Here is a 14,667-nt window from a genome sequence, read left to right as displayed (position 1 = left end):
CCTTATACGCGCTCAATGATGGTCGCGGTGCCCATGCCTGCGCCGATGCACAGGGTCACGAGCGCAATATTCTGATCACGGCGTTCAAGCTCATCGAGCACGGTGCCCATAATCATCGCGCCAGTCGCCCCTAAAGGGTGCCCCATGGCAATCGCACCGCCATTGACGTTGACCGTGGCAGGATCGGCCTGAAAATACTGCATGAAGCGCAACACCACCGAGGCGAAGGCTTCGTTGACCTCGATCAGATCGATGTCGGAGAAGGACATGCCAGCGCGTTTGAGAACCTTGTCGGTGACATCGGTCGGGCCGGTCAGCATCAGGGCTGGCTCGGAGCCAATATTGGCAAAGGCGCGGATGCGGGCACGCGGCTTGAGGCCTGCGGCTTTGCCCGCCTCTTCATTGCCAATCAGGATGGCAGCGGCCCCATCGACGATGCCGGACGAGTTGCCCGCATGATGGATATGGTTGAGCGCCTCAATGTCCGGATAGCGCTCCATCGCCACCGCATTGAAGCCACCCATTTCGCCGATCATGCCGAAGGATGGATTGAGCTTGGCGAGGTCCTCGGTAGAGGTGCCGGGGCGCATATGCTCGTCCTTGTCAAGGATCAACGCACCATTGATGTCGGTCACCGGCACGACGGCATTGTCGAAATAGCCATTGTCCCAAGCATGGGCCGCACGCTTCTGGCTTTCCACGGACAAAGCATCGGCCTGTTCGCGGCTGAAGCCATATTTGGTGGCGATCAGGTCGGCGGAGACCCCTTGCGGCATAAAATAGGACGGCACGTTGACGCCGGGATCCATGAACCATGCACCGCCCGATGAGCCAAGCCCAAGACGCGACATGGATTCAACACCGCCACCGATGGTCATATCGTGGGCGCCTGCCATCACCTGACTGGCGGCCATGTTGATGGCATCAAGGCCAGAGGCGCAGAAGCGGTTGATCTGCATGCCCGGTACGGACTGGTCATAATTGGCGGCAAAGGCGGCCGCGCGCGGAATGACACCACCTGCCTCGCCAATCGGATCAACGCAGCCCAGAATGATGTCGTCCACCAGCTTGGTATCGAGCCCATTGCGATCACGAAGGGCTTTCAAGGTGCTGGCGGCCAGCTGCACTGCCGGTACTTCATGCAAAGCCCCGTCGGCCTTGCCACGCCCGCGTGGCGTGCGCACATGATCATAGATAAAAGCGTCTGCCATGAATTGTCTCCCCGGGGGAAGGCTCCCGGCCCGTTAAGGCCCCTTCCCTCTCTTTGTTCAAAACGATTTCCTGCCGCCTTGGTGTCAAGCCAAAGGCGGCAGGTCATGGTGTTTGTTTGATCTTAGAAGCTTTCCGCAGGCAGCGCCATCACGCTGTCGGCCCCAACCATGATGCGGTCGCGGCGCATGGCGGTGGTTGGCATGGTGCGTTCCATATAGAACTTGGCCAAAGCCAGCTTGGTGTCAAAGAAGCTCTTGCGGCTCTCATCGGTATTTTTGAGCGCAACTTCAACGATCTGGCTCCACATATAGCCGAGCATCACCGTGCCAAACAGGTGCATATAATCCACCGAGCCAGCGCCCGCATGATCCGGGTTGCCAAGGGCATTGTTGCCGAACCACATGGTGGCTTTCTGCAGATCCTCGGCCCCGGCTTTCAGCGGCAGCACGAAGGGTGCCATGGCTTCGTCGCTGGCATGCTTCTCAACATAGGCGCCCAGCTCCTGGAACAAAGCCATGATGCCACGTCCGCCATTGGCCATCAGCTTGCGGCCAACGAGGTCGAGCGCCTGAATGCCATTGGCCCCCTCATAGATCATGGTGATGCGGGCATCGCGAACAAACTGGGACGCGCCGGTTTCCTCGATGAAACCATGGCCACCAAAGACCTGCTGGCCGAGCACGGCATTTTCAAAGCCCATATCGGTGAGGTAGCCCTTGAGGACCGGCGTCAACAGGCTGAGGCGATCATCGGCAATCTGGCGGACTTTCTCGTCCGGATGCTTGTGAGCGATGTCAGACTGGATCGATGCATAAAGGCAGAAGGCACGGGCGGCTTCGTTGAAGCTGCGCATGGTCAGCAACATCCGGCGAATGTCAGGATGGACGATCAGCGGATCGGCTGGGCCGTCAGGATTTTTGGTGCCGGTCAGAGCGCGACCCTGCAGGCGATCTTTGGCATAGTCGCGGGCATGCTGATAGGCGGCCTCCGATTGGGTCAGGCCCTGAATGGCCACGCCGAGGCGGGCTTCATTCATCATCACGAACATCGCCTTGAGGCCTTTATTTTCCTCACCGACAAGCCAGCCCTGCGAGCCGTCAAAATTCATCACGCAGGTGGAGTTGGCATGGATGCCCATTTTCTCTTCGATCTTGCCGACCGAGACATGGTTGGCGTCGCCGGGATTGTTGTCGGCATCGGGCACAAATTTCGGCACGACAAACAGCGAGATGCCCTTGGTGCCAGCGGGTGCGCCTTCGATGCGGGCGAGGACCAGATGGATGACATTTTCCGACAGGTCATGGTCGCCGGCGGAAATGAAGATCTTGGTGCCGGAAATCTTGTAGCTGCCATCATCCTGCGGCACCGCCTTGGTGCGCAGCAGGCCCAGATCGGTGCCGCAATGGGGCTCGGTCAGGTTCATGGTGCCGGTCCATTTGCCTTCGACCATTTTGGGCAGGAAGCGCTGCTTGATCTCGTCGCTGGCATGGACATCCATTGCCGCATAGGCCCCTTGGGTGAGGCCCGGATACATGGAGAAGGACAGATTGGCGGTGCCAAGATACTCGTTGATGATCACATTGAGGGTGGTTGGCAGACCCTGCCCGCCATAATCCGGGTCGGCAGACAGCCCCATCCAGCCGCCTTCGACAAACTGATCCCATGCTGCCTTAAAGCCGGTCGGCGTGGTGACGCGCCCGTCTTCATGCAACTGACAGCCCTCGACATCGCCGGACATATTGAGCGGCTGAAGCACTTCGGAGGCGAATTTGCCACCTTCATTGAGGATGGCTTCCACCAGATCCTCGGTCGCTTCTTCATAGCCGGGCAAAGTGTTGAGCGCCTCAAGGCCGAAAACGTCTTTCAGCAGGAAAAGGCTTTCTTCCACCGGGATGGTCAGATTTGGCATGGTGTGTCTCCCTCATTTGATCCGCGCCAATTTACAGCGACAGGCCGTCATAGGTGCCCCCTATTGGTAGCCCATGTGGCGGTTTCAGATCGATTCCCTCGTTGATCCGGGAGCATTTTCCTCCGATTGGATCAACCTTACGTTCGCGTAAGCGTTAGGCTAGATATAACGCGAAGCCTGCCTCTATTCAAGGGCAGAAAGCACGCTCACCGACCAAAGTCTGCCCGCGACAAGTCACATCTGTGCGACTGTCGCCAAATGACGTAGGGGAGCGTTGACCTTGCAGCCCAAAGGTGCAAAAGGCAACCACACCTGTCTTCTCTGGAAAAACCCGGATCACGCCAAGATCCGCTGCAAACAAACCTTCTTTCCTGGCCAAAAAGCGAAAAGGCGCACCGACCTTCGGCACGCCTTGAAAGCAAATCACCCTTGCATTCGGACCATGTCACCGCCGCTTGTCAGGCTTCGCTCTTTTCTTTCTCCCGCAGCATGCCGGAGACCACGGCAACGGTGCGTTCGAGATCGGCGATGGCCTGATCGACATCCTCGCGTTGCTGACGCAGCACGTTGATTTGCTGGGTGAAGCGGTCCAGAGCCACGCGCAGTTGCGTCACTTGCCCGTCCCGCAGATCATACAGATCGAGCATATCCTTGATTTCAGTCAGGGAGAAACCGACCTTCTTACCCATCAGGACCAGCTTCAGACGGGCACGGTCACGGCGAGAATAGATCCGCGACATGCCCTCGCGGCGTGGATTGAGCAAATTCTTGTCTTCATAAAAGCGCAAGGTGCGCAAGGTGACACCGAATTCCTTGGCGAGGTCGCCAATGGTGTAGGAGAGCGGGCCGGTGTCGTTGGTCGAGGCGGTCAGGACATCCTTGCCTTCATCCGGCGCACGCATGGTTTGTTGTTCTTCATTCACGACCCTAAACTCCCTCGCTGAAATCGCATCTTTGTGACGATACAAAATCTCGCCAGTTTACCTAATGGTAAACCACCGTTCGCGGTCGCTGTCAATGCGACAGGTTGGATTTTGTGTACCAAATGCGGGATCGCTGCATTGCGACCCGGTCGCCTTTCCACCCTGCCCGCCCCCAAGGGAGGTGAGGGCGGCATGCTGCACCCGCAAGGCCTGTATTTTCGGGCATTTCATATACCGGAAATTGCGTAGAAGTCGCCAGATTTATGGTGAGCAAAGGGTTAACAGAATAGGTAATTTTCGCAATTCGCGTTTCCCATTAACGGCTTCTTTACCCTAAATTCGGAAAGTGCTCATGAGGAATTCCGTCGGTGACGGGTTAGTTATGCCGTCCTAAATCCATGTCCGGGTGGCCGAACCGACAACCAGTTGAGTCTGCATCATGAGAGATGAATCTTTCCATACGGATCGCGAAGTAGGTGAATTCATAGAGGGCTTGCGTGCCTCGTCCCGCAGACGCCGACGGGGCAGCCAAGCCCGCTATGATTCCACCCAACCACAGGGTGACCAACCTTCAGGGCAGAATGCCGAGTTGTTGGCAATGATCCGTGACATGGAGACGCAGTTGCAGGCTCTGTCCGGTGCAGGCGTTGAGACTGATCCGGCACCATATTCCAACTACCAACGCACCCGAACCAACCGCCCCCGCCCTGAAGCCGGACATGATCACAACCGTGAGGCCAACTATCGCGGGGCCCTCGACCGGATCGAAGCACAATTGCAGCGCGTCGATCAGGCCCTTGGACGGAACAAAAGCAAAGCCATGCCTGCGATGCCGCGGAGCATGCGGCCGCGCCAAGAGCGCCCGATGTCTCCTGCACAGGACGCGTCCGTTGCGCCACGGCCTGTAACCAACCCAGTTGCCAATACCGGTGTTGATCAAGCCCTGCGGCAAATTATGGAGCGGGTTGAGACCATGGCACCGAAGGTGGAGGGCAATGCCACCCAGCTGCAGCATCAGGACGACAAGATCAACTGTCTGCGCGAGGACGTCGCCGCTCTACGGGATCTCCTTGATCGCGCCAATTATGACGGTGTGTCAGAACGATTGCTGACCGAGATTGCTGCCATGTCAGGGCGCATTGAAGCCCTGTCTGAAATGGTGACCCAGACCCATCATGATCCGATGCTGATCGACGCCATTCACGACATCCGGGCTCTTCTGGATCGTCCGGCGCAGGATCCTGCTCTGGATGCCCATTTCGAACGTATCCTGAGTAAACTCGACAATCTGCCTGTGGCGGATCATTTCAAAGATTTCGAGCGCCTGTCCGGTCAGCTGGATCAGTTGCGAGACCTGCTATCCACTTCACCGCGGATGCAGCACATCACCGACATGTCCGGTCAAATGGGGATGATTGTCGACCGGTTGGGTCGACTGGAAGACAGCGTTCGCCATAGCGTAAGCACAGCGCCGGTTGATGCATTGTCGCAGCAATTGGGCAATCGCCTTGCCGGTCTGCAGGATCAGATCGAGCGGTTGGACCCCAGCGAACGACTGATGCGGTTGGAAGATCAGTTTTCAGCCCTTGCCGACCGGCTGGAAAGCAATCAGGATCAAAGCGGTGTGACCGAGCCAATCGAAGTTCTGGCCCGTCAGATGGAAAGCCTTGTCACGATGATCGACAGGCAGGATCCGACTGCCCAGCGTTCGGCGCTTGAGCAATTGGCAACCCGGATTGGCGATCTTGACGAGCGGCTGCATGCCAACATGGCCAATACTGGCCTTGGTGCTGCAGAGCAACGCTTTGATCATGTAGAGCGCACCCTCGCACGCATTGACGATCTGCTCGCCCAGAGGATGGGCAGCACGGACCTGTCCGGGATCGAAACCGGCCTGTCGCGACTGGCTGATCGCATGGAAGCGCAGGAAGCGGCTCTGAGAGCCCGTCCGGTCCAGTCCGAACCAACGGATATGGAAGGCCTGTCACGGCTGGAAGGCATGATTGCAGATCTTGCCGACCGGCTCGATGACGCCTCGCAGAACAAAACCGGTGGCGATCAGCAGTTCTTCGAGAGCCTGACCAGCCGCCTTGACAGTCTTGCTGATCAGTTCGCCAAATCGCAGACCCGCTTTGACGCGGTCGACCGGATCGGCAAGGATATCCAGCAACTGGCTTCGGCTGCCCCGAAAGCGCCAATGAATGAAGCCAAGATGGCGGAAGCCGCTGCGGTCAAAGCTTTGCAGAAAATTGGTCCTCTGTCCGCCGGTCCAATGGATAATGCGCTTGAGGCCATCATGGATGGGCTCAAAGATGACCTAAGCGGCCTGCGCCGTCTGGCCGAGAGCAACGAATCCAGCACCAAGGAAAGCCTGACCAGTGTCAGCGGCATGCTCAAAGGCATTGCTGATCGGTTGAGCGTGTTGGAAGAGGAAGTCCGCTCGAGTGAGACCCACCCTGCCGCTTCTGCCCACCCTGCCGCTTCTGCCAAGGGCATGTCTGTTGAAAGCAACGCGGACGATGAACCGCGTGGCCTTAGCCGCCTGTTGCGGCGCGGCAAGAAATCTTCAAAACCTGCCGATGCGTCCTCTGCCCGAGATACTGAACCGCAGGTGATCGAGAATGCGCAACAGATGAGCGCCGCCGACCTGCTTGCCAACAGACCTCAGCGCACGCCACGTTCGGGTGCAGCGCCGACAGTTTCCAGCCCGGCACCATCGCAGGGCCGCTCTTCGGGACAGGCCGTTGAAGCCCAGTCTCAAGATGCGGGCGATCGGCAGCCACGTATTTCGATTTCCGGTCGCGCTGTCAGTGCATCTGCCGCCAATGCCAGCCAACCACAAGCTCGCGCACCGGGCCAGATGCAGCCACAGGCACGCCCCACGGTTCAGGGCAATGTGGCATTGAAAGCAGAGCCTGAGCAGAGCCCAGAGACCCAGCGCCGCACCGCTCAGATTGTTGATGGCAACGCACAAGGCCCAGCCCGCAGCGAGACCAGTGGTGGCACCTCGAAAGCCGATTTCATTGCCGCCGCTCGCCGAGCCGCTCAGGCCGCTGCGCAGGAAAGCGAACGGGTGGAGAAAGAAGACAGCGAAAAGCAAGGCTTCCTCTCCCGGTTCAAAGGCAGCAAGAAGGGCAAAGCAGAAACGCAGGCTTCAAGCGCTGCAGACATGCTCGCCGCGCGTGGCATGAAAGATGGTCAGGATACGGCCAGAGGCAAGGACGGTCAAAATCGGAAGGACCGTCGTGCCGCGATGGCCGAGGCCACACGCAATGCCAAACAACTGAAAAATCTCGATCCTGATGCGATTGCCGAGAAGCTGAATAGCGACCCCAATGCCGCGCTTGTTGCAGACATGCTGGAGGATGACGAAATCCGCACCAGCCTGTTGGGCAAAATCGGTTCTGCGGTGTCGCGCCACAGCCGCCCGTTGCTGATGGCAGCAGCGGCAATTCTGCTGGCCATCACGACGCTGCAGCTGGTTCAAAATCCGAATTCCAGCCTGCATGGCCTGTTCAACAAACTGACTGCCGAACAGGAGGCCTCCCCTACGTCTCTGGATCAAGCCCCTGCTTCAGATACAGAGGCAGAACCGCAGGCTCCGGGACCGCAATCCAGTCTCGCCCCTGCATCGGGCAATGTGATGCCTCCGATGAAAGGGGAGGATGCGAGCCGCGCCATAACCTTCTCGCAACCGTCCGGAGTGGAAGCCTCGTTGGCAGGGCCGCGCTTGCCGCAAAAGCCGACCACAGCCGCATCGGAAGGCATAGCCACCTTCATGCCGCAGCAAAGCGGGCAGGTGCCCGGTATCGTGCCCGGTGAAGCGGATGGTGTCGATCTGACCCCAACCAGCTCGATCCCGAGCAAGGTGGCTGCGGATGTTAGTGCGTTGCAAGCCGATGCAGCCACCCAACCGATGCCACCGAAACCGGCAGATGCACCGACTGCTGCGGGTGACGATGAGGTCGACCCGGCCTTGTCATCGATTCAGGCAGCGGTCGATATGAACAAAATACTGGCACCGGGCATTTCCACTTCGCCTTTGCTGACGGCAGCAAAGGGCGGGGATGCGCTCGCCCAGTTCGAGATGGGCCGACGGTTAACCCTTGGCGAAGGGGTGAGCGCCGATTTGCAGGAAGCGGCCACATGGTTCGAGAAAGCCGCCGCCCAGTCAATGCCGCAGGCCCAATACAGCCTCGCCAATCTTTATGAGAAGGGCAAGGGCGTGAAACGCGACTATCAGGTCGCCCGCCTTTGGTATCAACGCGCTGCGGAAGCAGGCAATGTCAAGGCTATGCACAATCTCGCCGTGCTCTATGCAGAAGGTGGACTGGGCAAGCCGGACTTCAATCAGGCCTCCAAATGGTTCATCGCTGCGGCTGATCACGGGCTCAAGGACAGCCAGTATAATCTGGCCATTCTCTATGCCCGTGGCATGGGGATGAAGCAGGATTTGCTGCAGAGCTACAAGTGGTTTGCCATTGCCGCCCAAAATGGCGACCAAGGAGCAAACGCGAAACGCGACGAGGTCTTTGCTGTGCTCAACCCGACCCAGCAGAAAGCCGCAAAAACGCTGGTTGAAACGTGGGTGCCGAAAGTGGCCAAACCATCTGCCAACAAACTGGCCTCCATTCCCGATGCCTGGAGAAACAAGGCTCCGGCGGTGGTGACTGGTATGCAGAGCGGTCCGCAAGGCTTTGTTGTCAATCAGGCGACGATTGCCAAGACACAGTCGATGCTCGGCGCGCTTGGCTATAATGCAGGGCCCGCTGATGGACAGATGGGGCCGATGACCCGGACGGCCATCCGCAACTTCCAGGAAGTTGCTGGCATGCCGGTGACGGGCAAAGTTGACAAGGCATTGATTGAAGCTCTGTCCATGCGTATCATCTAAAGCAAGACGAGACCGATCAAATTCAAGCATGAGCTGAGACCATCGCCGCGGTGGGTCCCAACCCACTTTGTTTCGGTCTTGCGTGTGTTGTAGAACGAAAAACGGTCGATCCGCCTTCAAGACGTCAAAGGCAAGGCTGCCTCAGGATGCCCAATATGGGGGCACTGTTGGCGGCTTGGGCTTTACTTATCCAACGGCTGGTTGAGAGAGTTGTGATCCGCTTGTGTCATTTCGGATTTTTGCATCGAAATGCGCTATGTTTCGTTGACTTTCTGCCCCGCGATATGGGATGGATGCGACAGGTTTTCTGGCCCGATTTCGAACCTTTATTCGCCGGATTGAAGGTCTGTCTTGCGATTATTGGCAGCTTGTCGCTATCATTGATCGCAGTGCGACCAAGTGTCTCGAATGGGGGCTTGGTTCACACCCTGTTTGAAACCGCCATCGAGGCACATCCCGTGACAGGAGTGAGCGCGTGGAGCTCTATCTCCCCATCGCAGAACTGCCCGTAAACATCTTTGTCATTCTTGCGATGGGTGGCACGGTGGGCTTTCTGTCTGGCATTTTCGGTGTTGGTGGCGGTTTTCTCCTCACGCCTTTGTTGATCTTCTATGGCATTCCGCCCGCAGTGGCCGTTGCCTCGGTGACCGCGCAGATTACGGCCTCCTCGACGACGGGATCGCTGGCCTATCTGCGCACGGGCAATCTCGATTTAAAGCTCGGCTGCGTGCTGTTCAGTGCCGGTATCATAGGGTCCTTCATCGGCGTGGAGGTCTTCGCCATCCTCAGAACCCTTGGCCAGCTCGATCTGATCATTTCCGTCTCTTACGTCACCTTTTTGGGGGCGATCGGGTCCCTGATGGTGATGGAAAGCGTGCGCTCGATCGTTCGCAGCCGCCGTAACGGGCCGGTTACGATGCGTAAACCGGGTCAACATAACTGGATCCACCGCCTCCCCTTCAAGATGCGCTTCAAGAAATCGAAGCTCTATATCAGCGTGTTGCCTGTATTGGCGATTGGCGGCACCATCGGTTTTCTGGGTACGGTGCTCGGCATTGGTGGCGGTTTCATGCTGGTCCCGGCGCTGATCTATCTGCTGCATGTGCCAACGGCGGTGGTGATCGGCACATCCTTGTTCCAGATTTTGGTGACAATGGCCGTGGCGACGATCCTGCATGCGACCACGACCCAGTCGGTCGACATCGTGCTGGCACTGATCCTGATGGTCGGCGGCACGATCGGTGCACAATTTGGCGCGCAGTTCGGGCAGAAGATGAAGGGCGAGCAATTGCGGGCTTTGTTGGGCCTGTTGGTGTTGATGGTCGGTATGCGTTTTGCTGTCGATCTGGTGATCGAGCCTCGGGAACTATACAGCATCGAAGTCAGGGAGACGCAGTGATGGCCCGTTTTCTGCTGACTTTGCTGGCTGCCTGTTTCGTTCTTCTGGGATCAAATCGCCATGTGCTGCATGCGGAAAGCATTGTTTCGGACATGTCGGACCGGGTGATCCGGATCAACTCGAACTTTACCGGATCCCAGATCGTGGTGTTCGGCATGATCGAGCGCGATGCCAACACCGTGTCGCGCGGCGCACCCTATGATCTGGTGATCGTTGTGCGGGGATGGGATCAGAATCTGGTTTCGCGCCGCAAGGAGCGGGTGGTTGGTGTCTGGGTCAACACCAAGAAGCGTGCCTATGCCAATGCTCCCAATTTCTATGTGATGGCAACCAACCGCAAACTGGAAGACATCGCCCATCCTGCCCTCTTGTCGAAGCTGCAGATTGGCTCCGATTATCTGTTGCTGCCACCAACCGGGATCGATAGCAGTCAGTTCTCCACCTATGATCCGTTTCGCGAGGCAGCCCTGCGATTGAAGCGGCAAAAGGGGCTTTATCGCGATGACCTGTCCTCCATCACGTTCCTCAATGACTCCATGTTTCGTAGCACGGTGGACATTCCGGCCAATGTGGAAGTCGGCCGCTATGATGTCACGGTCTATTTGTTCCGCGGTGGGGCGCTGCTGCATTCCCAGACCCAGCCCTTGAATGTCGCCAAGTCAGGCTTTGAGCAGGTCACCTACAATCTGGCCCAGAAGCAGAGCTTCATCTATGGGCTGTTATGCGTGCTGCTGGCTGTCTTTACCGGGTGGTTTGCCGGCGTCGTCTTCCGCAAGAATTAGAACTGATCATCAGCGTTTTGGTCGCCGGATGCCCGCGTAAGGATGCTCGGTGATGACTTGCCGCCCGATCACCAGCAGGCGGCTGGATGGTGAGGCCAGCGCGGCCAAGGCCGGTTCATGAATATTCAAGCCGCCGGTATAGGCTCCATAGGCAGGCATGACGATCCGCTCGGGACTGACCAGAAAGCACTTGCGCCTGAGGGTGCGACCACGTGAAGGAATGGAGACCACGGGGTGCAAATGGCCACATATCTCGGCTCTGTGCCGGGTTTGCTTTGCCGATTCAACTTCACTGTTCCCCTCCCCCGGTTCGTGGCATAGAAAGATCCCGCCTTCGGCACCTTCCAATATCCCGTTTTCGGCGACCTTGCCACCAACGCTCTCGGGCAAGTGAGGGTCATGATTGCCGGTGATCCAGTGCCAGGCCAAACGCTGTGTCAGGGCGCACAGACGGCTTTTTACCGCCTCATCCAGACGATTGGGACCGTCCACGTCGTGAAATGAATCCCCAAGACAGATCACCGTTTGCGGCTGGTGTGCGGCTATATCCGCTTCCAGCAGGGCCAAGGTCATCTGGCTGTCATAGGGAGGTAGAAACTGGCCGGTGCGGGCAAAGGCGGAGCCTTTCTCCAGATGCAAATCAGCCACCAGCAGCAGGCCTTGGTCCGGGTGGAGCAAGGCCCCGGAGCGAAGCGCGAGGAATGTCTCGCCAGCAAAGGCAAAGCGATGGCTCACGGGTGCGTCGAGCTCCTTGTCTGTGGACCGGGATGCGTTGGGCTTGTCCTGCCCGGACTCACTGGTTTGAAACACCGGCACAATCCTTCTGTGGTGCGTTGGGGTCTGATCATGTCTCAAGGCCGAACTGGGCGGCGGCTTCCATCAGCAAATCGTCTTCTGCCGCGCCGAAAATCGGCTCCTTGCCAATCTCCAGCAGAACCGGAATGGAAAGCGGCGAGGGTTCCTCAAGGGCGGAATGGACGATTCGTCCCCTGATCCGTTTGAGCATATCGCCGAGCCGCTGGATATCCAACAGACCTGCGGCAGCATCATCCCATGTGGCTTTCAGCAACAGATGGTCCGGCTCATGCTCACGCAGGACATTGTAGATCAGGTCTGAGGACATGGTGATCTGGCGGCCTGATTTTTCTTTGCCCGGATGGCGGCGCTCGATCATGCCCGAAATCAGGGCGCAGGTGCGGAAGCTGCGCTTGAGCATGGCGCTTTCAGCCAGCCAGGCTTCCAGATCATCGCCGAGCATGTCTTCGTCAAACAAACGGTCAAAAGTCCAGCCAAGCGCACTTTCAAGTTTGGCCAGATCTTTCAGCCCCCAGATCATCAGGGCATAGTCGGAAGCGACAAAGCCCAAGGGCCGAGCGCCAGCCCGCTCCAGACGGCGGGTCAGAAGCATACCCAGCGTCTGCAAAGCCAACCGCCCTTCAAAGGCATAGAGGGTGAGATAATATTTGCCCGCGCGGGGGAAGGTTTCGACCAGCAACTGATCTGCACCCGGAATGATCGACTGTTCCTGCTGGCGGGTCAGCCAGTCGCGCACTTGCTCTGGCAGATTGGCCCAACTGTCGGGATTGGCCAGCATGGCCCGAACGCGGGAGGCGAGATAAGTGGAGAGCGGGAATTTGCCGCCCCAATAGCTCGGCACCTTGGGTTCGCGATGATGGGTTTTGGTGACGAAGGCGGAATTTTCCTCCAAGGTCTCAAAGCGAAGGACCTGACCGGCAAACAGGAAACTGTCGCCGGGGGAAAGGCCGTCGATGAAGCTTTCCTCCACCTCACCAAGCGTTCGCCCTCCGCGCCCCAGCCGTTTGGGCTGACCGCCGCCGCCTTTCCATGAGGTCAGCCGCACCTTGATCATCGGCTCTTCGACGATGGTGCCGATATTCAGCCGATATTGCTGGGCCCGTGAGGGGTGGGACAGGCGCCAAAGGGTTCGCCCCGTCTCCTTGTCTTTCATTGGTTTGAGCTTGGCAAATTGCTCATAGGCCCGCATCGCATAGCCACCAGTGGCAACAAAATCGATGGCTTGTTCAAATTGCTCCCAAGGCAAATCTCTGTATGGATAGGCAGCCTTCACTTCCTCGTAGAAGTCTTCAGCCGCAAAGGGACCAGCACAGGCCCGGCCCAGAATGTGCTGGGCCAGCACATCCAGCCCCCCACGACGGATCGGTGGGGTGTCCTGATCACCAAGATAGTTGGCGTCAAGCGCAGCGCGGCATTCGAGCAGTTCGAAACAATTGGAGGGCACGAGGATGGCACGCGATGGTTCGTCGAGCCGGTGGTTGGCCCGACCAATCCGCTGAGCAAGGCGACTCGCCCCCTTTGGGGCGCCGATATGCATCACCAGATCGACGTCCCCCCAGTCGATGCCGAGATCAAGGGTCGAGGTGCAAACCACAGCCCGAAGGCTGCCCGCGGCCATTGCCGCCTCAACCTTGCGCCTCTGGCTGGCATCGAGGGAGCCATGATGCAGGGCGATTGGCAGGGTGTCGTCATTGATCGACCAGAGGCTCTGGAACAGATATTCGGCCTGCGAGCGGGTATTGACGAACAACAGGGTTGTCTTGTGGGCCTTGATGGCCTGATAGAGATCGGGGAGCGCATAGCGGGCACTGTGTCCGGCCCATGGAATGCGCTCTTCGGATGCCAACACCGAAATATCCGGCTTGCTGCCCCCCTGAAGGCGGAGGATCTGGGCTATTGTCGTCGGCAGGCCGTGTGCGTGGGGAACGAGCCAATCGGCCAACTCGATCGGATTGGAGACTGTCGCCGACAGGCCCACCGGGCGCACGTCAGGGGCAAGCTGCCTCAGACGCGAAAGGCCAAGGCTGAGCAACTCCCCCCGCTTGGAGGTAACCAAGGCATGCAGCTCGTCGAAAATGATGGTCTGAAGGGACGCGAACAGGGTCTCGGCCTCGCGGGAGGCAAGCAGCAGCGCCAATTGCTCCGGTGTTGTCAAAAGGCAATTGGGCGGCACTCTCTTCTGCCGCTGGCGTTTGTGGGCGGAGGTGTCACCGGTGCGGGTTTCAACGCTCACATCAAGCTGCATTTCGGCAATCGGCTGCTCGAGATTGCGGGCAATATCAACCGCCAGCGCTTTCAGGGGAGAGATATACAAGGTGTGGAGGCGCCCATGCCAGTCCTCATCGGACTGGTGCAGATCAACAAGCGAAGGCAGGAAACCCGACAGGGTCTTGCCCGCTCCAGTGGGGGCAATCAAAAGGGTAGGCAGCGATGCTTCCGCCGCTGTCAGCATCGCTGCCTGATGCGGGCGCAGCCGCCAGCTACGACCCGCAAGCCAATGGGCAAAGACCTCGGGCAAATGTGGGGTCTCTTCGCCCATGGCAATGCGCATGGCGAGCCCGTCCGGTCCTGCTTCTGACAGGTCGGTCAGGTCGTTGGTGCCGGGGCGAGCTACATTGCTGGCATGGGAGCTGGCAGGGGTGCTGGCAGACTGAGTCATGCCCCGGACTATGGGTCAAGGAAACCGGCTTGTCACGGAAGGAGTTGCCGGGCGGCGCAAAATCACACAATGC

The 14,667-nt window shown here is 58.5% G+C and carries 8 protein-coding genes; 3 read left to right on the top strand and 5 right to left on the bottom strand.

Annotation, left to right across the window (positions count from 1 at the left end):
• Positions 1-2: 2 nt before the first annotated feature.
• The 3 genes from FDK21_RS16410 to FDK21_RS16400 form a co-directional block, all read right to left on the bottom strand.
• On the bottom strand, positions 3-1,211 hold the full coding sequence (locus FDK21_RS16410; protein WP_138149922.1) for an acetyl-CoA C-acetyltransferase: 1,209 nt from the start codon (positions 1,209-1,211) through the stop codon (positions 3-5).
• A 122-nt stretch (positions 1,212-1,333) separates the two neighbouring features.
• Positions 1,334-3,121, bottom strand: a complete 1,788-nt coding sequence (locus FDK21_RS16405) for an acyl-CoA dehydrogenase C-terminal domain-containing protein (protein ID WP_138149920.1) — start codon at positions 3,119-3,121, stop codon at positions 1,334-1,336.
• A 458-nt stretch (positions 3,122-3,579) separates the two neighbouring features.
• The gene (locus FDK21_RS16400) at positions 3,580-4,044 is read right to left on the bottom strand and encodes a MerR family DNA-binding transcriptional regulator (RefSeq protein WP_245418547.1); all 465 of its coding nucleotides are present in this window, start codon (positions 4,042-4,044) and stop codon (positions 3,580-3,582) included.
• 439 nt (positions 4,045-4,483) lie between these two features.
• Here FDK21_RS16400 and FDK21_RS16395 point away from each other — a divergent pair, with 439 nt between their 5' ends.
• From FDK21_RS16395 to FDK21_RS16385, 3 genes are all read left to right on the top strand, one after another.
• On the top strand, positions 4,484-8,938 hold the full coding sequence (locus FDK21_RS16395) for a peptidoglycan-binding protein (RefSeq protein ID WP_138149918.1): 4,455 nt from the start codon (positions 4,484-4,486) through the stop codon (positions 8,936-8,938).
• Positions 8,939-9,413: 475 nt separating this feature from the next.
• A complete protein-coding gene (locus FDK21_RS16390; RefSeq protein ID WP_138149916.1) occupies positions 9,414-10,337 on the top strand; it encodes a sulfite exporter TauE/SafE family protein in 924 nt (307 codons plus the stop codon).
• The gene (locus tag FDK21_RS16385) at positions 10,337-11,119 is read left to right on the top strand and encodes a TIGR02186 family protein (protein WP_114011394.1); all 783 of its coding nucleotides are present in this window, start codon (positions 10,337-10,339) and stop codon (positions 11,117-11,119) included. The genes FDK21_RS16390 and FDK21_RS16385 overlap by 1 nt, the downstream gene beginning before the upstream one ends.
• A gap of 9 nt (positions 11,120-11,128) precedes the next feature.
• Here FDK21_RS16385 and pdeM read toward each other — a convergent pair whose 3' ends face one another.
• Together pdeM and FDK21_RS16375 are read right to left on the bottom strand one after the other, a co-directional pair.
• Entirely contained in the window at positions 11,129-11,929 is an 801-nt protein-coding gene (gene pdeM, locus FDK21_RS16380; RefSeq protein ID WP_171022129.1) for a ligase-associated DNA damage response endonuclease PdeM, read from the bottom strand.
• A gap of 34 nt (positions 11,930-11,963) precedes the next feature.
• On the bottom strand, positions 11,964-14,486 hold the full coding sequence (locus FDK21_RS16375; RefSeq protein ID WP_138150188.1) for a ligase-associated DNA damage response DEXH box helicase: 2,523 nt from the start codon (positions 14,484-14,486) through the stop codon (positions 11,964-11,966).
• Positions 14,487-14,667: the final 181 nt, after the last annotated feature.

Source organism: Cohaesibacter sp. CAU 1516, assembly GCF_005771485.1.
In the GTDB taxonomy this organism is placed as follows: domain Bacteria; phylum Pseudomonadota; class Alphaproteobacteria; order Rhizobiales; family Cohaesibacteraceae; genus Cohaesibacter; species Cohaesibacter intestini.
The sequence above is the reverse complement of the archived record's forward strand: the minus strand, read 5'-3'. Positions and strand labels throughout refer to the sequence as shown.